At 68.9% G+C, this 25,927-nt stretch carries 18 protein-coding genes; 11 read left to right on the forward strand and 7 right to left on the reverse strand.

Annotated elements, in window-relative coordinates; translation table 11 throughout:
• Positions 1 to 56: 56 nt before the first annotated feature.
• Positions 57 to 1,040 carry a 3-oxoacyl-ACP synthase III family protein gene (locus tag CAP_RS14360; RefSeq protein ID WP_044240961.1) on the forward strand — a complete coding sequence of 328 codons (984 nt, stop codon included), beginning with the start codon at positions 57 to 59 and terminating at the stop codon, positions 1,038 to 1,040.
• 707 nt (positions 1,041 to 1,747) lie between these two features.
• Here the strand turns inward: CAP_RS14360 and CAP_RS14365 are convergent.
• Together CAP_RS14365 and CAP_RS52295 are read right to left on the reverse strand one after the other, a co-directional pair.
• Positions 1,748 to 2,905: an IS1 transposase gene (locus CAP_RS14365; RefSeq protein ID WP_052375183.1), complete on the reverse strand. Its 1,158-nt coding sequence runs from the start codon at positions 2,903 to 2,905 to the stop codon at positions 1,748 to 1,750.
• A gap of 1,238 nt (positions 2,906 to 4,143) precedes the next feature.
• Positions 4,144 to 4,371 (reverse strand): helix-turn-helix domain-containing protein, encoded by a 228-nt coding sequence (locus CAP_RS52295; protein WP_052375185.1) that lies wholly within the window; start codon positions 4,369 to 4,371, stop codon positions 4,144 to 4,146.
• A gap of 108 nt (positions 4,372 to 4,479) precedes the next feature.
• On the opposite strand from CAP_RS52295, the gene CAP_RS52300 reads away from it, so the two are divergent.
• From CAP_RS52300 to CAP_RS14415, 9 genes are all read left to right on the forward strand, one after another.
• Entirely contained in the window at positions 4,480 to 5,160 is a 681-nt protein-coding gene (locus tag CAP_RS52300; RefSeq protein WP_197041181.1) for a hypothetical protein, read from the forward strand.
• Between the two features lie 248 nt (positions 5,161 to 5,408).
• Positions 5,409 to 6,425, forward strand: a complete 1,017-nt coding sequence (locus tag CAP_RS14380) for a DUF2169 family type VI secretion system accessory protein (RefSeq protein WP_044240964.1) — start codon at positions 5,409 to 5,411, stop codon at positions 6,423 to 6,425.
• A 51-nt stretch (positions 6,426 to 6,476) separates the two neighbouring features.
• Positions 6,477 to 8,735 (forward strand): type VI secretion system Vgr family protein, encoded by a 2,259-nt coding sequence (locus CAP_RS14385; RefSeq protein ID WP_052375187.1) that lies wholly within the window; start codon positions 6,477 to 6,479, stop codon positions 8,733 to 8,735.
• Positions 8,732 to 10,909 carry a type VI secretion system Vgr family protein gene (locus tag CAP_RS14390; protein WP_044240965.1) on the forward strand — a complete coding sequence of 726 codons (2,178 nt, stop codon included), beginning with the start codon at positions 8,732 to 8,734 and terminating at the stop codon, positions 10,907 to 10,909. The genes CAP_RS14385 and CAP_RS14390 overlap by 4 nt, the downstream gene beginning before the upstream one ends.
• A gap of 40 nt (positions 10,910 to 10,949) precedes the next feature.
• The gene (locus CAP_RS14395) at positions 10,950 to 11,441 is read left to right on the forward strand and encodes a hypothetical protein (protein WP_052375189.1); all 492 of its coding nucleotides are present in this window, start codon (positions 10,950 to 10,952) and stop codon (positions 11,439 to 11,441) included.
• Positions 11,442 to 11,454: 13 nt separating this feature from the next.
• Positions 11,455 to 15,678 (forward strand): DUF6531 domain-containing protein, encoded by a 4,224-nt coding sequence (locus CAP_RS14400; RefSeq protein WP_044240966.1) that lies wholly within the window; start codon positions 11,455 to 11,457, stop codon positions 15,676 to 15,678.
• 10 nt (positions 15,679 to 15,688) lie between these two features.
• Positions 15,689 to 15,994 carry a hypothetical protein gene (locus tag CAP_RS14405; protein WP_156040792.1) on the forward strand — a complete coding sequence of 102 codons (306 nt, stop codon included), beginning with the start codon at positions 15,689 to 15,691 and terminating at the stop codon, positions 15,992 to 15,994.
• On the forward strand, positions 15,991 to 18,540 hold the full coding sequence (locus tag CAP_RS14410) for a type VI secretion system Vgr family protein (RefSeq protein WP_044240968.1): 2,550 nt from the start codon (positions 15,991 to 15,993) through the stop codon (positions 18,538 to 18,540). The genes CAP_RS14405 and CAP_RS14410 overlap by 4 nt, the downstream gene beginning before the upstream one ends.
• Complete coding sequence (locus tag CAP_RS14415; RefSeq protein ID WP_044240969.1) at positions 18,537 to 20,837, forward strand: hypothetical protein; 2,301 nt, start codon at positions 18,537 to 18,539, stop codon at positions 20,835 to 20,837. The genes CAP_RS14410 and CAP_RS14415 overlap by 4 nt, the downstream gene beginning before the upstream one ends.
• A gap of 9 nt (positions 20,838 to 20,846) precedes the next feature.
• On the opposite strand, the gene CAP_RS14420 is transcribed toward CAP_RS14415, so the two are convergent.
• A complete protein-coding gene (locus tag CAP_RS14420) occupies positions 20,847 to 22,124 on the reverse strand; it encodes a hypothetical protein (RefSeq protein WP_231511464.1) in 1,278 nt (425 codons plus the stop codon).
• Between the two features lie 283 nt (positions 22,125 to 22,407).
• Here CAP_RS14420 and CAP_RS14425 point away from each other — a divergent pair, with 283 nt between their 5' ends.
• Positions 22,408 to 22,722 carry an OB-fold protein gene (locus tag CAP_RS14425; protein WP_052375192.1) on the forward strand — a complete coding sequence of 105 codons (315 nt, stop codon included), beginning with the start codon at positions 22,408 to 22,410 and terminating at the stop codon, positions 22,720 to 22,722.
• Between the two features lie 151 nt (positions 22,723 to 22,873).
• Here CAP_RS14425 and CAP_RS14430 read toward each other — a convergent pair whose 3' ends face one another.
• Genes CAP_RS14430 through CAP_RS14440 form a run of 4 tightly spaced genes read right to left on the reverse strand, consistent with a single transcriptional unit; the run spans position 22,874 to position 25,927 of the window.
• The gene (locus tag CAP_RS14430; protein WP_044240972.1) at positions 22,874 to 23,053 is read right to left on the reverse strand and encodes a hypothetical protein; all 180 of its coding nucleotides are present in this window, start codon (positions 23,051 to 23,053) and stop codon (positions 22,874 to 22,876) included.
• Positions 23,050 to 23,208 carry a hypothetical protein gene (locus CAP_RS50360; RefSeq protein WP_156040794.1) on the reverse strand — a complete coding sequence of 53 codons (159 nt, stop codon included), beginning with the start codon at positions 23,206 to 23,208 and terminating at the stop codon, positions 23,050 to 23,052. The genes CAP_RS14430 and CAP_RS50360 overlap by 4 nt, the downstream gene beginning before the upstream one ends.
• Entirely contained in the window at positions 23,205 to 23,990 is a 786-nt protein-coding gene (locus CAP_RS14435; RefSeq protein WP_044240974.1) for an HNH endonuclease, read from the reverse strand. Before CAP_RS14435 ends, CAP_RS50360 begins: the two co-directional genes overlap by 4 nt.
• The gene (locus CAP_RS14440) at positions 23,987 to 25,927 is read right to left on the reverse strand and encodes a coiled-coil domain-containing protein (RefSeq protein WP_156040795.1); all 1,941 of its coding nucleotides are present in this window, start codon (positions 25,925 to 25,927) and stop codon (positions 23,987 to 23,989) included. Before CAP_RS14440 ends, CAP_RS14435 begins: the two co-directional genes overlap by 4 nt.

A 25,927-nucleotide genomic window follows, 5' to 3' on the forward strand; every position in this document is an offset into this window, starting at 1 on the left:
GGCGCTGACCGTGGTTCTGCGCGCAGGCACGCGCGCCCTACCCCCCCGATCTGGCGATGCTTTACATTCACGGAACCGGCCATTTCCACCCCGAGAACGAGCTGAGCAACGCCTTCCTGGAAGGGCTCGACATCGGCACCAACGCGCAGTGGATCCTGGAGCGGGTGGGGATCCAGAACCGGCGGACGGTGCTGCCGCTCGACTACATCCGGCACACGCGCAACAAGGATCTGCGCGCGGCGCAGGAGGCCGCGCTCTACACGAACGCGGAGACGGGGCGGCGGGCCGCAGAGATGGCCATGGCCCGCGCCGGGGTCAAGCCGGAGCAGATCGGGATGGTGATCTGCGGGGGCTGCACTCCGGATACGTGCATCCCGGCGGAGGCGTCGCGGGTGGCCTGCGCGCTGGGGCTGGAGGTGCCGGCGTTCGATCTGCACACGGCATGCAGTAGCTTCGGAACGCAGCTCCACTTCCTGAACCAGCTCGGGGCCGCGGCGCCGGAGTTCGTGCTGGTGGTGTCGCCGGAGAACATGACGCGGGCGGTCGACTACAGCGATCGGAACACGGCGGTGCTGTTCGGAGACGGGACCAGCGCGGCGGTGGTGTCGACGCGGGTGCCAGCACGCGTGTGTGTGACGCGCACGAGCTTCGGGGGGAGTCCGAAGGGCGCCGACGAGGTGCGGGTGCCGCGGACGGGGTACTTCTGGCAGAACGGGCCGGCGGTTCACAAGTTCGCGATCAAGAAGATGGCGTCGCTGCTGGAGGAGCTGCAGCAGGGCCTCACGCCCGAGGCCGCGGAGCGGCTGGTGTACATCGGACACCAGGCGAACCTGCCGATGCTGGAGAGCGTGGCGCGGCGGTGCAACATCCCGGCAGAGCGTCACTTCATGAACATCGTGGGCTACGGAAATCAGTGCGCCGCGGGGGCGCCGATCGTGCTGTCGCAGCACTGGGAGACGCTGAAGGAGGGGGATGTGCTCGGGCTGATCGTGGTGGGCTCGGGGCTGGCCTGGTCGTCCCTGCAAATCGAGGTGCGCTGAGGAAAGGGGGGGGCGGGCAGAGGGCGCTGGAGGGGGGCGCTGGAAGGGCGCTGGAGCCGCGGGGACACCCGCAGGAGTTGAGGGAACGCTCGTGGCGGCAGCGGGGACGCCCGTTGCTGCTGGCGGGACGCGCATAGCAACTGCGGAGACGCTCAGGGCGCCCGCGGGGACACCCGTTGCTGTTGGCGGGAGGCTCGTAGCAACTGCGGGGAGACTCGTAGCAACTGCGGGGAGGCTCGTAGCAACTGCGGGGAGGCTCGTAGCAACTGCGGGGAGGCTCGTAGCAACTGTGGGGGACGCCTGTTGCTCCGGCGGGTAGTGGCCGGTACCGGCCAGTCTTGAAAAAGTGGCTGGGTTCAAAACCAGCCACTCTTGAAACTGGCTGGGTTCAAAACCAGCCACTCTTGAAAACTGGCTGGTTTTGAACCCAGCCACTATTCGTGATGTGGACTACGTGTGGTGACCGACGGCTCCCCGGCCTGCGCCTGCCCGGCAAGGGCGTCGACTAGGGCGATGACTCAGCGGAGGGGACGCGAGGGCGGGCGGCTGAGGATATCCTGGGCGTCCCCCGCTGGAGGGCCGGGGGGCTGGAGGCGCGTCTCCCGCCGTCTACCGACCTTCCCGAGGGGTCCAGGGCCGCTTCGAGGCGCTCCGCATCCGGTGCCGCTACGTCGACTGCTCCTGTTGAGAGGGCAGAGGGACGAGTCTCACTGCGTCGGCGGCTCGCTCTCGTTCCTGAACAGGGAAAGTTGCTGGGGTTCGGGTCGCTTCGACGCAGCGGGCGAAGGCGCCCTCGGCTCGAAGAGGTCGAGTTGCGGCGAGGTGCCCTTGCCAGGCGTCTGCTTCTCGGAGCCTGCGGGAGCCCGCGACGGTGCTCCATCGGGCGGCGGCGTGACAGGTCTTGGAGGGGGCGCCTTGGGCTCGCCAGCACTAGGCACCGAACGAAGGTGGTGCCCATTGGCTAGGAGACGCGAAGGCGTCGCGGGCTGACGAAGGCTGAGGGGGCCCTTCTCAGGCAGCCCAGTCTCCAGCACGCTCAGCAGCGCGTTGAGAAACTCCTCCTCATCCCAGGGGTGTGCTGTGACCCCGATCGACATCGCAGGAGTGACGCGCAACCCTTTCGGTATCCAGCAGAGGTTGTAGTAGCAGTAGCTCAATGCGACGGCTGCGCGATGGTGTTTGGGACACTTGCTGAACGCGAGCACAAGGCGACGCATGCGGCCGATGAAGTGCCTCATGGTGCTGTTGTTCCTCTCCACGTGCGCCGTCGTTGCTGTCTCTAGGTTCGGCGCCCCGAAGATCGCATGCTTAACAAGGAAGGGGTCACGTGGAGGCTCGTACCGATGATCGTCATCCTTCCGCCCACCCTTCCGAAAGCGTTTGATTCCCTGTGAGTAGTCGACACCTGGGCCGAAGTGCTCACCGATGGCGAGCGGGTATGGATTGAAGCCGTCGGTCGTGATCTCCGGCATGATCGAGAGGCGCGCCCGCGTATCCGCCTCGAAGATGGAAGCCGTCTCTGCATCACGTTTGCCGACGGTCCAGGTGACCACGTAGCGGCTGGGCATCGCGAGGGAGACGAAGGTGTAAGCCTCGCCTTGGCCAGCCGCGTTCTCGGCGGGGCTGACTCGCGACTGCTTCTTCTTCACGAAGCTCCAGAGTTCATCTTGCTCGATCAGCGGCGTTGTAAGCCCTCGGGCCATCTGGTTGTGGAGGTACTGTGCCTTGGTGCCGAGGATCATCGCGTAGCGTGCCACCGTCTCGCGATCGACATTGGCAATGTTCGACGTGGCGCGCTCACTGTTGCCGTTCACGAGCGCCTTGAGGAGGAGCAAGAGCCTCTCATTGTTGATGTAGTTGCCCATCGTCGTCGCCGCCAAAGCCGATGCGTCCTCGGGCGCCCTAATGGCCCGCGAGAAAGACAAAGCACTCCCTATCGTTCACGGCCCAAGAGGGTCGCAACGGGAACACCGCGGCACCGAAGCGCCGCGACGGTGCAGCGAAGCAGCCCGAGGGCGCACCGCTCCACCTGCAAAACGTCGAACTCACGCACGAGAGAGCGCCAAAGGCCGCGTTCTGTCAGCGAAGAGCTTCGACCTCAGCGTGCGTTCAGCTCGCTGGCGCGTCGATATAACTGGGTAGGGGACGAACGACGCTTGCTCATATCAGCCTCACTTCTCGCGGAAGTGATGAGCAAAGATTGTCATTCAAGCGGCACGGCGTGTGCAGAGCACACGTCTACCGCCCGGTGAGGTTCTCGCTCATCGGTCGGCCCCCTGGAAAGCCAGTGGGGGAGGGCTCGCAGTTGCCAGACTGCGGGCCTTCTTTTTTCCTCCTGGAGGAGGGCGGCGAAGGCCAAAGCCACCGCAGCTCGATCGTTCGAGCTGTGTGGAGCATGGAGCACGGTCAGTGCCAACCCGTTCAGGGCTCCTGAACAGCTTTCTGTTCAAGCGCCAGCGGGTAGCAAGCGAGGGTGCGAGTAGTGAGTAACCCAGCAGAACTACAGCTTAAAGCAGCTCCATCTGAGCGTCTTACGTAATGACGAATCGGTTTTCTTGATGCATGTTGCAGGCCAGAAATTGGCCGACACGGGGGTCACATTCGACTTCACTTCAGGCGGAGTGAGCGCGGTTTTCTTGCTTATGGGATGTATGACATTCTGATCATAGGCGCTGCTATTATTTGCATAATTCTTGCGGTATGACATTCGTGTCATAACGGGTACTAGAACCTATGATCAAAGCGCCGCGCACTACTCCTGACAGGAGGCTGTGTGCCGACAGCTAGACCCCCTCGAACAGCTCTGCGAGGCGCACACCGAGGGCTCGCGCGCGATTCCAATAGGTGACGCCCATCGCGAGCGGGCTTGCCGCGGTACGGCATACGCCACGGGTCTTGGGGAGACGTTCCCGAATCCTCTGCTCGCAGCTACGTGCCCTTGGCGGGGCGCCTCGTGGGGAGCTGGTAACCCTGACCGGGGGCGTCGGCGTCGACTTGGCCGGGGACTTCACCTTCGGTGCTCGCCCTCGCCGCACCTCCAGGGACTTCGGCGCCCGCAACAGGGCGGTCAGCTCGACCTGATCACGCTGCGCTGCCGGAGGCGCTAACGCAGCAGGTCCGCCGGGTCGGCGTCGAGGGCGACCGCGAGACGCGCGATCGTGTGCAGCGTCACATTCACCTCGCCGGCCTCGACCTTCTGGATGTGCCGCCAGTTCATCCCGGCGCGCTCCGCGGCCTTCTCCAGCGTGAGACCTGCTGCCTCACGGTGCTTACGCACGTTTCGCGCAAGGTGGCGGCGCAGCTCCTTCTCTACATCGTCCACCTGCGCCACACGGCGACCGTACGGAGCCGTCCAGGTTGACCACCACGCCACATGTGGCGTAGTCCGATCCGAGCCGAAGCCGCGCCACAGGGGTGCGCTTCGAGGGCGAGGTGAAGCGTGAGCTACCAGCAACCGCACGGGTACGGACCCCATTGGCAGGCGCCGGGCTACGGTCAGCCACCACATCCACCTCCACCGCCACCCAAGAAGACCAACACCCGTACGATCCTCGCCATCGGCTGCGGTGGCTTCTGGGTCCTCGTCACGCTCATCGGCGTGCTGGGGAAGCGGGGGGCTGACTCCACATCGGCATCGGGGACGACGACGGTCGCGCCGTCTTCAAGCGCCACACCCTCAACGCCGCCTCGCCGAGCTGCACCTGCTCCTGGCCCGAGCGAGCTGCCATGGCTCGCCACCGTGAAGGAGAACTGCGCGGAGTACCGCGACGCTCCGAATGACATCAAGAGGAGCGCGATCTTCAACGCCCACAAGAGCTTCGTGCGCGCGATGAAGCTCACCGACGTGCGCGGCACGCTCACGACGATCTCGACGAATCAAGGCGGAAGCGATCTGACGCTCAAGATCGAGGTGGGGGATGACGTGGAGTTCACCACTGAGGCGCTCTTCGCCCCAGTGAAGAAGGGCTCCCAGGTCTATCGAGCGGCTGCCGAGATGCGCGAAGGACAGTGTGTCGTGTTCTCGGCCGACAAGCTGGAGCCGTCTTCGATGATGGAGATGTCCAAGGTCTGCGACACCGAGTACTTCGCCAACTTCACGTCGCTGAAGCCCTGCCCGTGACCACGCGGAAGGTTGACGATTTGGTGAGGCCTGCTCAGCGGGCCTTAGAGCGCCGTCCCCTCGGCCCCGAGACCCTTCGGTCGCATGAGCCGCCAGAAGGGTACGGTGCCAACTGGCAGGAGGGGTGCGCACGCTCACTCCTGTTGACCTCGCCGCCGCTCCTCCAGTAGAAAGCCTGAATTGGGGTCTCCCCGGGGGTTCATGTCGAGATCGCCAGCAGCGTTACGTGTCTTGAGGCGGGGGATACAATGAGCCTCGCCAACGCGACGCCCTATGCTGCCCTCGCGGCGCCGTTCCTCGCCCCAGACGGCCGCGAGGTGGTGGTCACCCTGGTGAAGGGCACCTTCGTGATGCGCGAGCCTGGTCGCGTCGTCCTCGCGGACGAGCAGGCCCCCATTCGGGTCGCCGATGTTCCGCACGAGCCGGTCCCCGAAGCGGATCCACGGTCGCCAGGCGCTCCTGCCGAGAGCAGCATCCGCTATCCGTCGGAACTCTCACCCGGAAAGCGGGGCGGCGATCTCGCGATCGTGGGGGAGGCCATCTCCAGCAAGCCCGCACCATTCGTCGATATGATGGTCCAGGTGCGCGAGCAGCGCGCGCCCCTGCGCGTCTATGGAGAGCGCATCTATTACCGCTCCCTGGGCAGCATCGCTGTAAGCCCTGCGGCGCCCTTCGAGCGGCGGCCCATCCTCTACGAGTACGCATACGGAGGCACCGCCACGGACGCCTCGGTCGTGGAGCGGCGGAACCCTGTGGGCCGCGGCGTCGCCAGGAGCCCAGCCGACCTCGAGGGGCAGCCCGCGCCCACCATCGAGCACCCTGCGCATCCCATCACCTCCGCGTCCGACCGGCCGGAGCCCGCCGGCTACGGCGCCATCTCCACGAGCTGGCTCCCACGCGCCGATTTCGCCGGCACCTTCGACGAGGCGTGGCAGCGGACCCGGTTGCCCCTCCTGCCGGCCGATGTCGACCTCCGCCATTACAACGTCGCCCACCCCTCGCTCCAGGTTCCCACGCCCTTCCAGCCGGGCGACAGAATAAGCCTCTTTGGCATGTCCGAGAGAGGCCTGCTCGTCTTCGAGCTCCCTCCCCTCGACGTCACCGTCAGGGCGCGGCGGGACGACGGACGATGGCAGGAGGGCCGACCCGTCATCGATCTCGTGCTCGTCGAGCCGGGCAGAGCGCGTTTCGAGGTAACGGCGCGGCTCGTGCTCCCCAAAGGCCGCGGCAAGACGCTCCTGCGCGAGGTGAGGATCGATGGTTGACCCTGGCGTCCCTTCGGGCGGCTTGCACCTCCCGGCACGGCGAGCTGCCCGATGATCGAGCAGGCGATGCTGCTCTGCGACGCGATCGGCCCCGCGACCGTCGTGCGCATCGACGGCGACGAGGCCATGTCCGAGATCCCTTCCTGGCGGGTCAGCGTCCTGTCCGAGGAAGGGGACCTCGATCTTGCGGCCGCCCTCGGCGCCCCCGCCACCCTGGCGATCGGTGACGGCGAAGGGGGGGCGCGGTCGATCCCGCTCGTCGTCGCGGAGATCGCCCATGCCGGCGCGCACCGGGACGGGCATCGCTACCATCTCACCCTCTCGCCGTGGCTCCACCGCCTCACCTTGCGCGCGGGGTACCGCGTCTTCCGGGACAAGACGGCGCAGGAGATCCTCGCCGAGGTCCTGACCGACGCCGGCTACCCATCCTCCTCCGTCTCGTTCCGCCTCTCCGGGCGCTATGCGCGGCGTCCCTACACCGTCGCGTACGGCGAATCCGACTGGGGCTTCATGGCGCGCCTCCTCGCCGAGGAGGGCGTCAACGTCTGGTTCGACCAGCGTGAGGGCGGCGAGCCGCTCGTCGTCTTCGGCGATGGCCCGAGCGCCCACGCCTCCATCGAGGGCGGCCCGACGGTCCGCTTCGAGGATCCCGCGGGCATGGCCCACACGTCGAGCGCCTTCTTCGAGCTGTCGCGCACCGTGACGCTCGCCCCTGAGCGCGTCCACCTCCAGGATGTCGACCTCCGTCAGCCCGAGGTGCCCATCGAGGGCTCCGCCGGCAAGGGGGCGCTTGAGGTCTTCGAATTCCCTGCGCGCATCCCCCATGCCGAGGCGGCCGCGGCCCGTGCTGTCGTCCGCCTCGAGCAGCTCCGGCGCTTCGCCATCCGCCTTGAGGGCAGGAGTAGCTGCGCGCGGCTTCAGCCCGGCCGTGTCGTCCGCGTCGAAGGCGCCACCGATGAGACGTTCAACGGCGAGCTCCTCATCGTCCGCGTCCGCCACGAGCTGCGCCAGGCCAGCCAGAACGCCTCGGAGCACGGGAGCCCTTACCTCAACGCGGTGGAGCTCGTCCCGTTCTCGCGCCCGAGCGCGTTCCGCCCTGCGCCCCCTGTCACCGCCCATCGCGCCGCTGGAGCGCTGCGCTCCTCGCTCTCCCTCGGAGCCTCGCCGCGCGTCGACGGCCTGGAGACGGCGATCGTCACCGGCCCTCCGGGCGAGGAGATCCACGTCGACGATCTCGGCCGCATCAAGGTCCGCTTCCCGTGGGATCGCTCGGGCGTGGGCGACGATCGCGCCTCCCACTGGGTACGCTCCCTCCAGATGAACCTCGGGGGATCCATGATCCTACCCCGCGTCGGCATGGAGGTCCCCATCGCTTACGTCGACGGCCACCCGGATCACCCCTTCGCGCTCGGCCGTGTCTACAACGGCGCCGCCGCCACGCCGTACGGCATGCCGGGGAAGAAGGCCACCACCACCCTCCAGTCCGCCACCTCCCCGGGGGACGGCACGACCCAGGAGATCCGCTTCTCGGACGACGGGGGCCAGATGGAGGCGTTCATCCACGCGACCAAGGACCAGACCGTGAACGTCGGGGGAACCCACACGATCGAGATCCGCGCCCGCGAATCCCACGACGTCCAGAAGTCGTCGAGCCTCGGCATCACCGGCACCCAGACGACCACGGTCGGAGCGAACCAATCGATCTCCATCGGCGGCGACGCCTCGCTCACCGTGCGCGGGGCGCGGGAAGAGAGCATCGGCGCCATCGAGACCATCCGCGTCACGGGCAACCAGCTCCTCGTCGCCGAGGGCAGCTACAGCGAGCTGATCGGCGGGGCATATGCCCTGCAGTGCAACCAGTCGAACACCGTGGTCCAGGGGGCGTTCACCCAGCTGGTCGGTGGCGGCCTGATCACCGCGGCCGGTCTCGGCACGAACCTCACCGCCGCCATCACGCACCTGGAAGAGGTGGGGGGCTCGCGCAGCTTCAAGGCCGCGGCGTCGTATGCGGACACGGTGAAGGGCACGAAGAAGATCACCGCGGGCAGCGCCAAGGACAAGGCCGGCACGGACGTGGTCACCCACGTGACCGGCGCCGGAAGTATCGAAGTCGGGGGCAGCGCGACGATCAAGGCGGGAGGCCAGCTCCTCGTGGAGGCCGCGAGCATCACGCTCCAGGCGGGCGGATCCCTGACGGCCAAGGGAGGCGCGACCATGAAGCTCGGCGGCAAGCTCAAGGTCTCGCGCGGCAAGCTCAAGTTCGACGCCGCCAAGACGCAAAAGAAAGTGTCCTCGAAGGTGGGTCGATGAGCCTCGACGCGAGCTACACCCTGACCATCGACGGCACCGACGCCACGCTCCGGGTCCGGTCCTTCTCCGCCGAGGAGCGGGTATTCGCGCCCTATCGCCTCGACATCGAGGTCGAAGCAGCAGATCAAGCCCCCCTCGCGGCGGAGGCGCTCCTCGGGCAAACGGCTTCCTTCACGATCCGTGACCCGCTCGAACCTCGGGTCTTCTGCGCCATGGTCGACGCCGTCGAGGCGCGCGGCCGAGGCTACCGCCTCACCCTCGTCCCCCGCCTCGCGCTCCTCGCCGACGCGGTGGACCACCGCGTCTGGGTCGGCGAGGATCCCGTCGCGCTGGCCGAGGAGGTACTGCGCGACCATGGTCTCGAGATCGAGCGCCGCCTCTCGCGCTCCGCAGAGCCGCGCGCCCAGTGCGTCCAGGCCTTCGAGACCGATCTGGATTTCGTGCGCCGCATCCTCGCCGAAGAGGGCGTGCTCTTTCACCTCGAGCAGGGCGAGGGCCGCGACGTCGTCGTCCTCTCCGACCAGCCCGGCGCTTATCCCCCCGTTCCTGGCGGCGATGCCCTCGCGCTCGCGGAGGGCGAGCAGGCAGCCCTTCTGGGTCCCGAGTCTGTCTATGCCGTCGAGAGCACCCGGGCCGCGGCCGCCGACAGGGTAGCGCTCCGCGACGTCGATCCCGAGCACCCGCTCGCCGATCTGAGCGTCGAGAGCGGGAGTGGCCCGATCGAGCGCTACGAGCACCTCGCTGGGTACGTGAATCCCGACAAGGGCCGCGAGCTCGCCGCCATCCGCCTCGAGGAGGCCCGCGCCCGGGCCTTCGTCCTGCGAGGCAGGAGCACCTGCCGCCGCCTCTTTCCCGGCTCCACCTTCGAGCTCACCGGAGACGCCTCGGGCACCCTCGGCCGGCGCTGGCTCGTGCTCGAGGTCTCCCACCGTGGCATCGAGTTCGACGCCGACCCCGGAGAGAGCGGCGGCCAGCGCTATGAAGTCGAATTCGTCGCCGTCCCGGCCGCGACGGCGCACCGTCCCACGAGGCTCGTCCGCCCCACACTCGGCGGTCTGCAGACCGGCGTGGTCACCGGCGCTGCCGGTGGCGAGATCCACCCCGACGCCATGGGGCGCATCAAGGTCCACCTCCGCTGGGATCGCGAGCGGCCTGCGGACGACCAGAGCTCGGCGTGGGTCCGCCCCGTCCAGCCGCCGACCACCGGCGGCCTCCTCCTCCCGCGGGTCGGCTGGGAGGTCTTGCTCGGCTTCGAGGGCGCCTCCGGCGATAAGCCCTACGCCCTCGGCCGCCTCTACAACGCCGAGGGCGCGCCTCCTGAGGGCCTGCCCGGCAAGAAGGTGCGCAGCGCTTTCGGGACGCGCACCAGCCCGGGGGGCGGCGGCGCCAACGTGCTCACCTTCGACGACGCAGCCGGGGCCGAGGGCATGTACCTCGATGCCTCCCGCGATTACAAGGAGCGGACCGAGAACGACAAGGTCACCACCGTCACGGCCGATCACGTGCAGACGGTGGGCTCGACCCGGACCGAGACCGTCGGGGTCGTGAAGACGGTCCAGGTGCAGGGCTCTGACACCTACACCATCGCGGCCGACCGCACCCTCTCGATCGAGGGCAACCACATCATCCGCGCCGCCACCGAGTCGGTGCAGGTCGGGGGCGTGCGCCTCTTCATGATCGGCGGAGATCACGAGACGCAGGCCGCGACGCTCTCGCGCACGGTGGTCGCCGCCAAGGCGGAGGCCGCGATCCATGAGATCAACCGTCACGTCACCGGGGTCTCGACCGTTGCGGTGGGCGGATCCTGGCAGGAGATCGGGGGGCTCTCCGCGGCGACGAGCGTCCTCGGTGCGAGCACCCTGGTCGCTGGCGGTCCCATGTCCATCGGCGCCCGCGAGATCTCGCTCAAGGCGAGCAGCCTGAAAGAGACCTACGGCTCGCAGAAGGTGAAGGCTGGCGCCCGCCACGTCGAGAGCTTCGGCGGCGCGGCGAAGTACAAGGTGGGCGGCTCTCTGAGCGCGAAGGGGAGCTCCATCTCCTTCGTCGCGAAGAACAAGATCACCCTGCTGGCGAGCGGCGTGAAGATCGTGATCCAGCACGGCAAGATCACGATCCAGGGCGCCCTCAAGAGCTCGATGGCGAGCGTGGTCACCGGAGATTTGACGAACGGCTGAGCGTGACGAACGGCTGAGCGAGACGACGCGGAGCAGAGCCATGGCGAAGGCGGCAGCGGCATCGAGGACGAGGGTCAGGGCGGCGGCGAAGGTATCCGAACCGCCGGTTGCGGCGGCGCTCGCCCCCGGGGTGCACCCCGGGCGCATCGAGGTGCGTTCGCGCGATGCGTGGCGTGTGCGCTTGCTCGACGGCACGCTCGTGCGCGCCCGCCCCGCGGACGAAGTCGAGCCTGGCCTGCTCGACGAGTGCTTCCGCGCCCGCCGCACGGTGCTCGTCGCAGCGGGCCCTGTGGGCGCGGTGATCCTGGGCGCCTTGCAGACCGCCTGCGCCCCGGTGCGCGAAGCTGACGGCACCCTCCGCGTGCGCGGGCGCCGGGTGGAGGTGCAGGCCGACGAGGGGATCGAGCTGCGCGTCGGCGCCTCCGCGATCCGGCTCGATCAACGGGGCGTCATCAAGATGGTCGGCAACCGGATGACGCTCGACGTCGCGGCCGTGGTGCGCGTCCTCTCGGCCTTGGTCGAGCTCCCGTAGGCGGAGGACGGAGATGGGCACGACCGTCGGCAACAAGGACATCGCCACCAAGGGCAGCGGCCACACCGCGGTCTCGACGCCAGCGGTGAGCCTGAACCCGCCCACGCCACCGACCGGCCCAGTGCCGGTTCCCTACATCTACACCGCGCGCACCGCCACGGCGAAGAAGACCCGGAAGCAGCTCAAGGCGGGCGGCAAGAAGGTCGTCGTCAAGGGCAGCGTCCTGAAGGTCGACCCGCCGGCGAACCAGCCCTCCCAGCCCACAGGTGGCGATGTCGTCACCCGCGCCGTGCGCAAGAAGGCGGCGGTCATCCAGGGGTCCAGCCGCACCAAGGCCGGAGGCAAGCCGGTCTCCGCGACCGGCGACATGGTCCGGATGAACGTCCTCACCGACGCGGCGCCGGTCGCCCAGGTGACGATGCCGCTGATCAAGGCCGTCGGCGGGGACAGCGCTGGCAGCGCGAAGGGCAAGGGCGCGAAGGGAAAGAAGAAGGGCAAGATCGCGGTGCCCGCGCAGAGCGCGAAGACGTGCACCAAGGCGGGTCACCCGGTCGACGTGGCGACGGGCTACGTCGTCGACGAGGCCGTGGATCTCGCGCTGCCAGGTCTGATTCCGATCACCTGGCGCCGCAGTTACTCGTCGGCGCGCGCCGGGGAGCGTGGCGCGTTCGGGCGCGGAGGGTGGGTCCATGCGTACGAGCAGTGGATCGAACTCCGTGAAGGCGCTGCCGTGCTGCGGATGGGAGACGGCCGCGTGGCGCGCTTCGAGGGCGCAGGGCAGGAGGGGCCGAGTCTCCACCGGGGAGAGCGGCTCTCTCTGCGCATGGATCGCCACGGCGGCTTCTCCGTGTACGACCACGAGACGCGCCGCACGAGCGAGTTCCTGCCCGCGGTCCGCGATGGTCGCGCGCTCCTCCGCGCCATCCGCGATCCCTACGGGCACGCCCTGCTGTTTCAATACGAGGGCGATAGCCTCGTCCGGATCTCCGACACTGCCGGCCGGGAAATTCGCCTCCTCAGCGACGACGAGGGCCGCCTCTCGCGCCTCGAGGTCTGGGCCGCGCCCCCCAGGGCTCCCGAGCAGCCGGCACCGCCCGCGCCCGCGCTCGAGTTCTGGTTCGACTATGCGTACCACCCCACGGGCGAGCTCGCGGTCGCCACCAACGCCCTCGGGTACACTGACCGGTACGAGTACGACAGCCTTCACCGGATGGTGAAGACCACCCTGAAGAACGGGGTGTCCTTCCATTACGAGTACGATGGTGACACCGGCGCCTGCGTCCGCACCTGGGGCGACGGCGGCCTGCACGAGGTCGAGCTCTCCTTCGACCTCGAGAACGGCGTCACCACCACGAGCGGCACCCACGAATCCCGCCGCTACACCTGGAATGCCGACGGCCTGGTCACCCGCGAGGAGACGCTCGACGGGCAGTTCGTCCGCGTGGGGGAGTACGACGCCGACCAGTACCTGCTCTCCGAAGCGAACGCCGCCGGCCAGACCACGCGCTACGCGTACGACGCGCGGGGCAATCGCACGAAGGTCACCGATCCGGCAGGGAACGTGACCACCTGGGAGTACCAGGACGACCTCCCCACGCGGCGCGACGGCCCCGACGGGCTGGTGACGACGTACGCGCACGACGGGCACGGCGCGCTGAGCAGCGTCACCTACCCGACCGGGCTCGCATACGCGCTCTCCCACGACGGCGAGGGGCGGCTCACGGGCCTCTTTGGCGCCGACGGCCTGCTCCTCGATTACGGCTACGACGCGCACCACAACGTCGCCTGGCAGCGCACCGCGCGCGGGGCCGTCACGCGCACCACCCACGACGCCCTGGGCCGCCCGGTCCGCCGCGTCGACGCGCTCGGCCGCACCACGGGGGTCGACTACGACCGCGTGGGCCAGCCCGTCGCCGTGCGCTACCCCGACGGCACCGGCACCCGCTCCGCCTACGATCCCCTCGGCAACATCACGCGCTTCACGGACGCCCTGGGGCAGACCACGGCGATGGAGCATGGCGGCACGGGCGTGCTCGTCGGGCTCGTGCAGCCCGATGGACTGGCGTGGCGGTTCCGCTATGACCGCGACGAGCGCCTCGTCGAGATCGAGAACCCTCACGCAGAGCTGTACCGCTTCGTCTATGACCGCGCCGGCCGCGTCCTCGAGGAGCACTCCTTCGACGGCCGGCGGCTCGAGTACCGCTACAGCAAGGCGGGGAACCTCTCCCGCATCGACTACCCCGATGGAACCTTCCGGGAGTTCGTTCACGACCCGCTCGGCAACCTCCTCGAAGACCGCTCGCCGGACGGCGACATCGTCTTCGAGCGCGATCGCCTGGGCCGGCTCCTCCAGGCCGTCCTCACCGAGGCCCCCGGCAAGGTCGTCAACGTCTTCGCGCGCGACCGCTTCGGCCGGCTCGTGGCCGAGCGCCAGAACGGCCGCGAGATCCGCTTCGAGATCGACAACCGCGGCCGCCGCGCCGCGCGCGTCCTGCCGGGCGGCGAGACCACCCGTTACCGCTACGACCTCCTCGGCGCCCTGGCCGCAGTCGAGCACGACGGCCATCGCGTCACCCTTGAGCGGGACCCGCTCGGCCGCGAGATCCGCAAGCACCTCCACTCGAGCGGCGTCGACATCCAGAGCGCGTACGACGCGATGGACCACCTGGTCGACCAGCGCGTCAGCGCCCCCGAGCCCGGCGGCGGCGCCCCCAGGGTGCTCGCGGAGCGCCGCTGGCACCACGACCCGCTCGGGCGGGTCTCGCAGATCGACGACGCCCGCTGGGGCAGCACCCATTACCGCTACGACGCCGTCGGCCAGCTCGCCCAGGCCGTACGTGGCCGGCACAGCGAGGTCTTCGAGTACGACGTCACCGGTTCTCTCCAGAACATCCTGAGCGACCTCGGGCAAGCAGGCCGGGTCGCCCCCTGGGAGCTGCGCGCAGGCAACGTCCTCACCCGCACGCGCGACGCGCGGTTCGAGAACGACGCATGTGGACGTCGCACCCGGAAGATCCCGCAGGTGCGCGAGGCGGATGGGCTCCTGGTCGATGGCCTGGAGGCGACGGCGTACGTCTGGGATTGCCGTGATCGTTTGCGCGAGGTGAGGCTCCCCGACGGTCAGCGGGTGCTCTTCACCTACGATGCCTTCGGGCGTCGGGTGCGCAAGGAGGTCTTGTCGGCAGAGCGTGGCGATTACCCGCGCATGGTCCGGCTCGCGCTAGAGGGTGGGAAGGAGGCGCTGCCGAAGACGGAGGTGACGGAGTTCCTGTGGGACGGCGACGTGCTCGCAGCCGAGATCCAGCCGGATCGTCGCGTCGAGGCGCCGCCGGATCATCGCACGGCGGCGCAGCAGGCAGCCGACGAGCTCGCGGGCCGCCGCGCGCCCCGACCCGACCAGCCGTGGACGCGGGTATTCGTGCACATCCCCGGGACCTTCGTGCCGCTCCTGCAGGCGGAGCAGGGCGCGGTGTTCACGTACGTGAACGACCACCTGGGGACGCCCAAGGAACTCATCGATCCCGAGGGCCGGGTCGCTTGGTCCGCGGCGCACTCCGCGTGGGGTCGGGTCGTGGAGGTGTGGCGCGACCCGAAGTCGGCGTTGCGCCATGGCGAGGTGGAGAGCCCGTTCCGGCTGCTCGGGCAGTATGAGGATCGGGAGACGGGGCTGTGCTACACGCGGTTCCGGTATTTCGACGCCGCGCTGGGGAGGTGGCTGAGCCCGGATCCTCTCAACGTCCTAGGGGGGATGAATGCATGCGCATGGGATGGCGCTCCCACCTGTAGGACCGATCCGTTCGGGCTCAGCACCTTCACGCCGAACGATGTCAGCATACTAATCTCCGACTCGAACCCGCAGTTCCCGCTGACACAAACGAATGCCGAGACGGTCCTCGGTTCGGGACCTGCCGGCAGCACGGCGCAAGTCGGTGGACCTGGCACAGCAGGGGGCGACGTCACGTTCATAGATACAATGGGACAGGTCGTCGGGAAGTGCGAGGTGAAATGCATTGCGGGCGGCGCCCAGGGCTCGTTCAATAAGGAGGTCGGACATGCCGCGAAGAAGCAGGCGTCGAACGTGTTCGTCCAGGTGCCCTCGGGCTCTGATGCTGAGAGAATGGTCAGGCGGTTCAGGGGGTCGCGTCCCGATGGCGGAGCGCAATATAAGAACGTGACGATTGTGATCGTGGATCCCAACGGAAACGAGCTGTACAACGGGCCGCTCGGTTGCCCGTGATGGTGGGAAGATGAGCCTCTCTGGATGGATGGCGTGCCATACGTGCAGGACGACACTGTGGCTCGGGAAAGCTGTACATAAAAACTATCAGGTCATCCGGTTCCACGCTGCAGTGCAGGATGTGCCACTCAACTCCGACAACACCGAGCTGAACAGGGCCCTGTGGAAGTTTCTGGCTGACCACGCGCGACACAATATCCAGGTCATCGTGGAGGGGGACCAAGTTTACCTCGAGATCGGCGAATACGTCGAAGTCGGCGGAGAGCAGTATGGAGACATCCCGTTCGACGAGTACCTCAAGGGTTGGGGTGGATGAACACCCCCCTCTTCCTCTGCGCTGACGCCCCCCTCTCCGTCACTGCCCTCTCCGGCGTGGAGCGCCTCGGCCACCCCTCCCGCTTCGAGCTCGACCTCCTCGCCCCCGAGCCCCTAGACCCGGACGCGCTCCTCGGCCAGCCCGCCGCCGTCGTCCTCGTCGGCGCCTTTGGCCAGCGCCCCGTACACGGCATCGTCACCTCGTTTACTGCCCTCGCCACCACCCAGGCCGCGAACAGCCGTCGCTACCGTGCCGTCGTCGAGTCGGCGTTTGCCGTCCTCCGCTACCGCCGGCAGAGCCGCATCTTTCGCAAGAAGACGGCGCCTGACATCCTCGCCGAGGTCCTCCAGGGGTCCGGTCTCCAGGGAGACGCGTTCGTCAGGCAGCTCCTCGACCAGCACGCAGAGCGCGACCACACCACCCAGTACGCCGAGGAAGACACCGCCTTCGTCCGCCGCCTCTGCGAGGAGGAGGGGCTCTATTTCCGGTTCGAGGCGCGAGAAGGGCAGGATGCTTTCGTCCTGGAGGACGACTCCACCTCCGCCCCGTCTGCTGAGCATGCGGTCCTCGCGCTCGCGGATGGGACCCAGCTCCTCGAGGATCGTCCCGCCGCGTACGAATGCGTCGCCCTTCGCAAGCGGAGCCCGGGCAAGGTCACCCTGCGTGACTACGACCCTGCGAAGCCCTCCCTCCTCCTCGAAGGCGTGGCCACGGCCGGGCTCGCAGGCGAGCAGGGCGTCGAGGTCTATCGCGCCCCGGGGCGGTTCGCGACTCCGGCGGAGGGGAGTGCACGGGCCCGCGTGCTGCTCGAGAGCCTCCGGGCCGAGGCGCTGACCTATCGCTTCCAGACCAGCTCCACCGCGCTCGCGCCTGGCCTCACGACCCGCCTGGAGGCGACGGAGGCCTATGCCGGCACGGCGCGGCCCGAGGAGGACCTCCTCGTCGTCGAGGTCCGGTCCGCGTGGCGACAGGACGCGGGTGAGGCCCGCCCTGCCTCCCTCAGCGTCACCGCCATCCCGCGCACCACCCGCTACCGCCTCCCGGTGGTCACCCCGCGGCCGAAGATCTCCGGCGTCCATCCGGCGATCATCACCGGCGCGCCGGGGGAGGAGATTCACACCGATGCTGCCGGCCATGTTCACGTCCGCTTCCCCTGGGACCGCGCGGGACCCAGCGACCACCGGAGCAGCAGGCCGGTGCGCGTGCTTCAGCCGAGCCTCCCGGGGCCGATGCTCCTCCCGCGCATGGGGTGGGAGGTCGCGGTCGGGTTCGAGGACGGCGACCCGGACCGGCCCTTCGTGCTCGGGCGGGCGTACAATGCCAGGCAGCCGCCGCCCTTCCCGCTGCCGGCGAACAAGGCCATCACCGCGCTCTCGACCCAGAGCTCACCGGGGGGCGGGCGCAGGAATGCCGTCCATGTCGATGACGCGGCGGGCAGGCAGCACATGGTCTGGGATGCCGGCTTCGCGAAGAGGATCACCGTCGGCAATGACATGACGACCCAGACCGTCGGCTTCGAGGTCACCACCGTGAAAGGGAGCCAGACGCGGACCGTTGGCGCGGACGAGACGGTATCGGTCAAGGATGCGCTGATCGTCGAGGTTGGCTCGCAGTCGGCCACCGTGGGGGGGAACCAGTCGATCACGGTCAAGGCCTCGGGCTCGACCCTCGTGGGGAGCGAGTCGGTGCTCATCGGCGGCGCGCTCATCGAGCAGGTGGGCAACCCGGTCACCGGCACAGAGGAGTGGGTCAAGGCGGCAGGGATCCAGGTCGCCGCGGGGATTCCGCTGGTGGGGCCCTTCCTGTCGGCCGCGGCCGAAATCGGCAAGTCCGTCTATGAAGGCTACCAAGATAGGGGGGAGAAGGGCGCGCTCCTGGCGCTCGCGCAATCGGGGGTGAAGCTCTGCGTAGGTCAGCTTCCGGGCGGCGATGCCATCGTCGCGGCCGTAGATGCGACAGGGCTCCCCCCTTGGTCCGACCGCGCCCGGCAGCCCGAGGGGGCCGCTGCGGCGGGAGGGGGCGGCGGTAGCGCCGCGGCGCAGGGGGCGAGTGGCGTCGCGGTAGGGCCGGGGCACCGCAAGACGATCGTCGACGGGATGATGTTCGAGGGCATCGGCGCCCTGTGTGCCATGGCCACCCCGGGCTCGATCAAGTGGACCTCCCTGGGCGCCTCAAGCATCGCGGTGGGCGGGAGCCACAGCACCAAGGCGATCAAGATCAGCCGCACGACAGGGGGGATCTCCTCGGATACGGCGGCGGCGATCAGCCTCAAGGCGGCTCAGGTGATCGGCCGCACGATCGGCAGCGCCGCGAACCTCAGCGTGGCCGGGGCGCTTAAGAGCAAGGCGGGCGGCGAGCACCACATCAAGGTGGGCGGGGCCCTCACGATCCAGGTCGGCGGATCCATCACACTGAAAGGGAGCAACGTGACCTTCCAGGTCGGCAGCAGCATCGTCGCGGTGCACGGCGGGGGGGTCACGATGAAGGCGAGCAAGGTGGTCGTGAACGGCAAGGCGGTTCAGTCGAAGAAGGCCTCCACCCGGTGATCGCCCTCCCGATCGTCGGCTTCGGCCTCGTCTCGCCCCTCGGCCTTCGCCCCTCCGAGCACGCCCTGTTCGCGCGCGCCGAGGTCGGCGCAGCCGCTCCCGGCGGGTTCGCCGATGCCGCTGGTGAGCGCATCGATGCAGCGTGCTGCCCCTGGATCCCTGCCGGCGCGCCTCTCGCAGAGCGTCTCCTCGACCTCGCGGGCCGCGCGCTCGACGACGCCCTCGCCCCGTGGCGGGCCGCGGGCAAAGGTGCGCCACCCCAGCTCGTGGTCTGCACGGCTGCGCCTCGCGAGGGCCTCGCGGAGGAGGATCGCCTCGCCGTGGAGCGTGCCCTCGCCGCCCGCGCCGCTTCCGACAAGGCCCTGCGCAGGACCGGCACCGCGAGCTTCTTCCTCGCGCTCGCCGAGGCCGAGGCCCTCCTCGCGCGCGAGCCGGACCGGCCTGTCGCCGTCGTTGCTGTGGACTCCCTGGCCTCCTCCGAGGCGCTCGCCGCCTACCTTGCCATCGCCGAGTCCCCCTGGGATGCTAACCTCCCCCGTCCCTCCGAGGCGGCCGCGGCGATCGTCCTCGCCTCGCCCGAGGAGGCGGCGCGCCGCGGGGTCCGTCCCATCGCCGAGCTGCGCTTCGCCGCGGTCGCGGCGGGCGCGGCGAACGACGACAACGACGCCATCATCGACGGCGTCGCCATGACCTCCCTCCTCACGGCAGCGGCCCCGCTCGGACCTCTCGCCGCGGTCTTCGGACCTCACGAGATCGCCGGGGTCCGCCAGCGCGAATGGGATCTCGCGACCGCCCGTGTCGCGCGCGTCCTTGAGCCGGAGGCCGTGCTCCTCTGTCTGGAGAGCGATGCCGGCTGGATCGGCGCTGCTGGCGGCGCCGCGCACCTGGCCTTCGGCCTCGCCGTGGCCCGCAGCGACACCTTCCCCGAGGAGTTCCGCCCATCCGTTGCATCGCCCCTCGGGGCCTGGGCCATCTCCGCGGACGGCACCCGCGGCCTCTGCGTCGCCGCCCTGCTGGCGTCACCGCCCGGCGAGGTGGCCCGCTTCGGGCCCGAGCACGACCCGCGCCGGGCCACCCATGGCCGACCTGCCCCGCTCCGCCCCGTGGACCGGGGCGACCCTGCGGCGCCGATCGAGGCCTTCTACAGCGACATCCTCGCCGGCTGCCTGGAGCGTCTCGGTATGTTCCTCCGCCACCGCCGCGAGTTCCCCTTGGCCGAGCGCCCCGAGATCGAGGCGCGGCTCCTCGCCCAGCTCGACGCGATCGCCGAGGCCGGCGCACGTCCAGGCGCGCTCGCGCTCCAGGCCGAGGAGGACGGCGAGGACGACCCCTGGATGGTGGCCGCGGGAGCGCTGGCGCTCGCCGCCTGCGAGGGCCCGGCCTTCGCGGACGAGCTCCTCGATCTCCTCGCCGCGCATGAGGGCGGCGAGGACACGCTCGCCACCGTGGCGGAGGCGCTGGTCATCGCGCCGCACCGCGCTCCGGTGGCGGTCTTCTCGCGCCTGACCGGCCATGCCTCGCCGTTCGCGCGCGCGGCCGGCGTAGAGGCGGCCTCCCGCCTTGGTCTGCTCGCCCCGGAGGTCCTCTCGCGCGCCCTCGGCGATACGGAGCCGCGGGTCCTCGCCGCGGCGCTGCGCGCCCTTGCCCGCGGTCCGCGTGACGACGCGGCCATCCCCCGCGCGCGGGCGCTGCTCCGCGCTTCCGACCCGGCGCCTGCGTGGGAAGCGGCGCGCCTGCTCTCGCTGTGGGGCTTGCCGGACGCCTACGACGATGTCCGGCAGGGTGGCCCCCTCGCCCGTGCGTTCGGCCCCCGCGCGCTTGAGATCCTCGTCCTCCGCGGCTCCCCCGCCGATCTCGCGGCTGCCCAGGCCATCGTTCGGCGCGCTCCCCCCACCGAGGACCTGCTCGATGCCGTCGCTCGCCTCGGGAGCCCTGGTTCCTGGGCCTGGCTCGTCCATCATCTCGACGACCCGGAGCTCGACGACGCTGCGGCGGCGGCGCTCGTCACCCTCTTCGGCCCTGCCGTCCCGGAGGACGATCTCCTCAAGGCTTCGGCCTGGCGCGACGCCCTCCCCCGCCTCGGCGTGGACCTCGGCGGGCGTTACCGCAGCGGGCAGCCCTGGTCCCTGCACGCCGTCGCTGCGGAGTGCGCCTCGGAGGACCTCTCTGCCGCTGCCGTCGTGTTGCGCCTCGACGAGTTCACGGCCCACACCGGGAGGCCGCACACGGTGGAGCTCGCCGCGTTCGGTGCCGAACCCCGCGCGGCGCTCGCCGCGCTGACGGCCGCGGTGCGCTGACGCGCTCGGTCAGCCCAGCACGCGACGCTTTGCCACGAAGAGCGCGAGGTGTCTCCGGTAGAGGTCCTGCCACGCCGCATACAGCTCCGGCTGCTGCGCGAGCCGCGCCTTCCAGGCCATGTCGACCGCACGGCGCGTCTCTAGATCGCCGAGCCCGTACAGCCTGAAGAGCTGCTCCGACTCCTTGGGATGGACGGCGAGCTCCGCGCAGAGTGACGCATAGAGGCCCAGCGACAGGTCAGGCTGCGAGACCGGTGCGGCGGGTCGAAAGGGCAGCGCCGGGCCCGACTGCACGAGGGGGGCCAGCGCGGTCTGCACCGTGGGATCGCTTTCGGGCTCCGAAGCCTCCCACCAGGCCTCTGCCGCAGTCTTGGGCCGCTCGAACGGGAGCGCCGGGCCCGCCGGGACCAGCGCCGGTGCGGCTGTACCCTCGCCCCATGCCGGTTCGGACGTTCGATCTCGCAGCGGCGCCAGATCGGGTGGCGGCGCGGCCGCCAGGAACTGCACCAGCGCAGCCGGATCTTCGCGGAACGGCAAGAGGAGTTTGGGCGTGAGGAGCGGCGCCGCCTGCGTCTCCGTCACCGCCACCGCAGCCTTCCGCCGGGCTGCGGTCGAGGTCAGGGGGTGCAGCGTCTCGCGCTCGCGCTCATCCTCATCCTCGTCCTCTGACGTTTCCTTTGCAGGCGCCGCTGCCGCTACCGCCAGCGCTGCCGCTGCGGGTGCCGTCGCGCGGTCCCGGGGCGCGGATTCCATGGCTTCGAACGGCACGAACAGCGGCGGCGCCACCGACGTCGCGTCGTCGTCGCCTTCGTCTTCGTCGCCTTCGTCGATGTCGTCCTCGTCGTCATCCTCGTCGCCGTGGGGCGCGAGGTCCCGGAGCGCGGCTTCGTCCAGCGGCTCGGGCAGCGCAGGCCACGGCGCTTCCAGGACGATCTCCGGCAGGGGCCTCGGGCACCCCCCCCCGGCGCAGGCCGCTTCGCGCAGCAGCTCCGGCTGCGTGGCCAGCCGACGTCCCCAGTCCCGTTGCAGCCGCGCCACCTCCTGCAGCCGCAGCCCGAGCTGCGCGAGCAGCGCCGGTGGATCCGGAGCGCTCGAGAAGCACTGCAGGAACGCGAGCCAGGCGCGCAGGTCCTCGGCGAGGGGCAGGACGCGCCGCGCGTACCGCTCCTGGGCACGTGCGAGGTGCTCCTCGTAGGCCGTCTCCAGCGGCCCCTCGTCGCCTTCGTCCGCCTCGGCGAGTCGCTCGGCCCAAGCGGGGGCCGCCTCCGCGTAGGTGCGAGCGTCCACACCTTCGTGAGCCAACACCTGCTCCAAGGAGACACCTTGGGCGAGGCCAGCCTGCACACCTGCATACTGGGAGAGCGGAAGTCCGAGCAGGCGTGGCTCGGGGGATCGGGGCGGCGTCAGTGGTTGGGACGATACCGGGGAGGAGAGCGCGAAAGCGATCGGGCGGGGGGTCATGGGACTGCGCTCCTGGGCTCTTGGATCAAGGCGCTGGCGAGCTTGAAACAAAGAGGCGCGGACAGGCAAGCGTCCAAGCGCGGCTTGAACAGCTCTGGCTGATGCCGTCGTGCGGCGCGTACCCATCGAGAAGCTGCTCGGGGAGTACAAGGACAACGAGGTGCGCGCCGACGGGGAGTTCAAGGGGCAGCTCGTCCAGGTCACCGGGGTCGTCGGCGACGTGAAGAAGGACATCACCGACTCCATCTACGTCATCGTCGGCACTGGTCAGCCCTTCGAGATCCCCGAGGTGCAGTGCTGCGTCGCTGACGGGCAGGAGAAGCGCGCCGCCGCCCTGTCCAAGGGTAGCAAGGTGACTGTGCGCGGTCGTGTCGACGGCTTGATGATGAACGTCCTCTTTCGCGACTGCGAGATCTCGCCGTAATCAGGACAAGCATCCGGCCTATGCCGCCGCGCTTTCCGGTACAGCGTAGGCGCTGAAGGCTTCGATTCCAGAATGTCGCACCATGTGGGAGACGTGTACGAGGCCCGCGGGCGTGAACGCTGGCCGATGCGGAGGAGGGGAGACGTGTTGCTCACTCGGCTATATCCGCCCCTCTGTGCTGCAGCTTCTTGAGGTTCTTGGGCAGTTCTTGCTCGTACGCCGCGAGCTCGAGCAGGCCGACGCCGCGCTTCTCGAAGTACAAGGCGGTCTTCGCCTGGCGAAACGCGAGGTACAGGTCGGCGATGGTGAATGTGGGCGATCGTCTCGTCACCGCCGATCGCCCTTGTCACGGCCGCGCCTCAAGTGCGCGAACGCCACGTTGGCGTCGAGGCTCGTCGACTTGCAGGAGTCGCCCGGTCCCACAAGTGCAGCGGTCTCGGCGATGTGCCGCCATTCCAGCGACATCTCAAGCCGACGGAGTCTCATGACTGCACCGCCAGAGGGGCGTTGAACACACGCTCGCGGTGCCACGGCAGGTAGCTGCGGTGACCGTCCCCAAGGCCGCGTACTCGCAGCGCTTGGTCGAGTCCGAGGACCGCGCGGGCGTTGGCGTCGAGCGTATCACTCACGACGATCGCTCCGTCGTCTTGCACCGTGATGAAGCCCCGGTCGAAGGCGGCATCAAGGTGCGGCGCGAGCAGGATGCCGTTGAACACGTCGAGCCGCTCGGCATCGGTCTCACAGTCGGCCCAGGGCTTGATGTGGCTGGCGCGCAGGAGCGCCGGTATGGCGAGACCGGTCACGGCGCATCGCCCCTCCCACAGGTCCAGGAGCCCCTGGCGGAAGAGGTTCTGTCCGACTCGCTGGACGACGAACCGCTCGGCCTCCGTCGTCTTTGGCAGCGCTGCGACCTGCTTATCGAACGTGTGAAGGAGCTCGTTCGGGAGCGCCTTCGAGAGCTGGAACGCGCGCCGCAGGAGCCGATGCAGCGCAGGCACGTCGAGCACGGTGCGTCCGGCGACAGCGCCCTTCGGCATCGGCGCGGCCACAGGCGTGCCGTACTCGCCAAGCGCACGGGCAACGTTCTGCTGCGAGAACGCCGCGAGGAAAACGACGTCGTCGAACGCCCCAAGCCACACGCGGAGCCGGCTCTGCGTGCTCGCGAAGACGAGCCAGTCGCCCTCAGGCTCGAGCTCTTGGTCGAACCCATTGTCCGTGGCCGCCTTCTCTAGGCGCGAAACGATGATGGACGATAGCGAAGTCGTCACCGTTCCTCCTCGTCGGAGGTGTCGCGCGAGAGTGGCGTCGCCCGCGCGAGCAGGTTCTCGATGCGGCGCTTGAGAAGCATGTTCTCGTCGCTCGCGCGCGACAGCTTGAGGATGCACTTGGGAGGCTCGCGAAGTAACCCCGGAGGCGCCGTGGTCGTCGTGAGGATCACCTGAAGGCCAGGCGCCGCCTTGCAGACTTCGTCCACAAGGGTCAGGAACCGGTCATAGAGGTGCGGGCTCATCTCGCGCTCGCGGGGACAGTCGAAGATCAGGAGCCCGGGATGCGCTCCTCCGCCGCTGGCGCCGTCCACCGCGCACGCGAGGTCGCAGAGCAGGATCTCCAGCACCGTGTACGCATCGCCGTCGGCGCCGAGCATCTGGAACGGACGTTTCTCATCCGAAGGTACGTAGTGCCCGTTCACGCCGAACGCCTTGGCGAGCTTGGAGGCTCGTGCAGCTATCTGCCGCTCACGCTCGGACATCTGCTGCTGCGTCGCGAGCTTGGCACCCTTGGCCGCCTCGAGCTTCTTCTCGAGATTCACGACCGCAGCACGTGCGTCCCGTAACTTTTCCGTCTCGGGGGCTTGGTGGCTCTCCTGCCATTGCGTGAGCGACCGGCGAACCGCATCGCCCTCACCGAGCTGTCGCAATCGGCGTTCGATAGCCAAGCTCAGGTTCGCCCTGTGCTTGGTCTTATTTTCCCGCGCGTCCATGAACTCGCTGAGCGCCTTCACCTCCCGCTCGTAGTCGGCCTTCTCGGCCGCCTCACGGTCGGCATGCTCCTCGAGCATCTTCGTGAGCACGTTGATGTCACGCTTCGCGGTGAGTTTGACCGCGTCGCGTTGCGCCTGGACGTAACTGCATTCGCTGAAGGAGACTCCACCGTACTGGCAGGTGCCCGACAGCGTGAGGAGTTTGTCCCGTCGCTCGCGGATTTCCTTCAGTGACTTGTCGTCTTTGTTCCGAAGTGCCACGGTCTCCTCCCACCGTGCCTTCGCCAACTCGACGATTCGTTCTTGCGTCTTGATGTCAGCCGCTAGCTCTACGAGTTCTCGGTCCAAGGCGGCGACCAGTGTCCGGTCCTCATCGTTCCTGGTTTCGAGTTGCCTCGCCTTCCGCTGGGTCTCCTTCTCGACAGACTCCGCGAAGAGATCATCGGCGACCATCTGCAGCGAGTTGCTCACGCCTGCCCATGCGCGGAGCTGCGTCTCGACGATGCTACGAGTGTTCGTACCCCGTTGCTCGTCGCTCCTGAGCGTGTCGCGGGCCGTCGAGAGCTCATTATTGATGCTGGCGACCCTTTCCTCGGCCTTGGCCTCTGAGTTCGAAAGGAGTCCGAGGACAAGCCTCACGAGAGCCGGAGGGTCCTTCACCTTCCGGCGCAAGCCGGTCCTTTCGTCGTTGCGCCACTCGAAGTACTGGCGCAAGCCCAACGCTTGGTCTCGAGCGACCCAGCACAGCACGTGTTCCCACTCGACGGTCTGGCCGGTGACTGGCAACGCGCGCGTTGGCATATGCTGCAAGCATGCCTGTTCGCCAAGGGCCGTCACGTAGGTCGAGAAGTCGATGGCGTCAGCCTTCGCGTTTGGTTCGAAGAGGCTCTCCACGGTGCCGTTCCTGAGCGCAAGGCTCTGCGCGCCGAACGAGCGGAACACCGCGAACCGTTCCTCACCAGCGACCACTTCGGCGGCGATTCCTCCGCTGCCGTAGCAATCTGCAAGGTGGTTGCGCATTGTCTTCACTGCCGCACCATCGTCGCCCAGCACCGCGCGGAGCATGAGCGAGAACGTGCTCTTGCCGACGCCGTGGCCGGCACGCTCGACCTCCGTCGTCCCCTCGGTGGATGTCAGCTCTTCAGCCCAGATGATGTTGAGCCCCGCGCATAGACGAACGTCCCGAATGAAGCTGGTCGGCAAGCGGGACTCGACGATCACCAA

This window comes from Chondromyces apiculatus DSM 436, assembly GCF_000601485.1.
GTDB classification, from domain to species: domain Bacteria; phylum Myxococcota_A; class Polyangia; order Polyangiales; family Polyangiaceae; genus Chondromyces; species Chondromyces apiculatus.

Coding starts and splice junctions, on each gene's coding strand:
- CAP_RS14385 (WP_052375187.1), top strand. CDS start 6,477: ATGATCGAGCAGGCGATGCTGCTCTGCGACGCGATCGGCCCCGCGACC.
- CAP_RS14365 (WP_052375183.1), bottom strand. CDS start 2,905: ATGGGCAACTACATCAACAATGAGAGGCTCTTGCTCCTCCTCAAGGCG.
- CAP_RS14390 (WP_044240965.1), top strand. CDS start 8,732: ATGAGCCTCGACGCGAGCTACACCCTGACCATCGACGGCACCGACGCC.
- CAP_RS14405 (WP_156040792.1), top strand. CDS start 15,689: ATGAGCCTCTCTGGATGGATGGCGTGCCATACGTGCAGGACGACACTG.
- CAP_RS14400 (WP_044240966.1), top strand. CDS start 11,455: ATGGGCACGACCGTCGGCAACAAGGACATCGCCACCAAGGGCAGCGGC.
- CAP_RS50360 (WP_156040794.1), bottom strand. CDS start 23,208: ATGAGACTCCGTCGGCTTGAGATGTCGCTGGAATGGCGGCACATCGCC.
- CAP_RS14360 (WP_044240961.1), top strand. CDS start 57: ATGCTTTACATTCACGGAACCGGCCATTTCCACCCCGAGAACGAGCTG.
- CAP_RS14395 (WP_052375189.1), top strand. CDS start 10,950: ATGGCGAAGGCGGCAGCGGCATCGAGGACGAGGGTCAGGGCGGCGGCG.
- CAP_RS14410 (WP_044240968.1), top strand. CDS start 15,991: ATGAACACCCCCCTCTTCCTCTGCGCTGACGCCCCCCTCTCCGTCACT.
- CAP_RS14380 (WP_044240964.1), top strand. CDS start 5,409: ATGAGCCTCGCCAACGCGACGCCCTATGCTGCCCTCGCGGCGCCGTTC.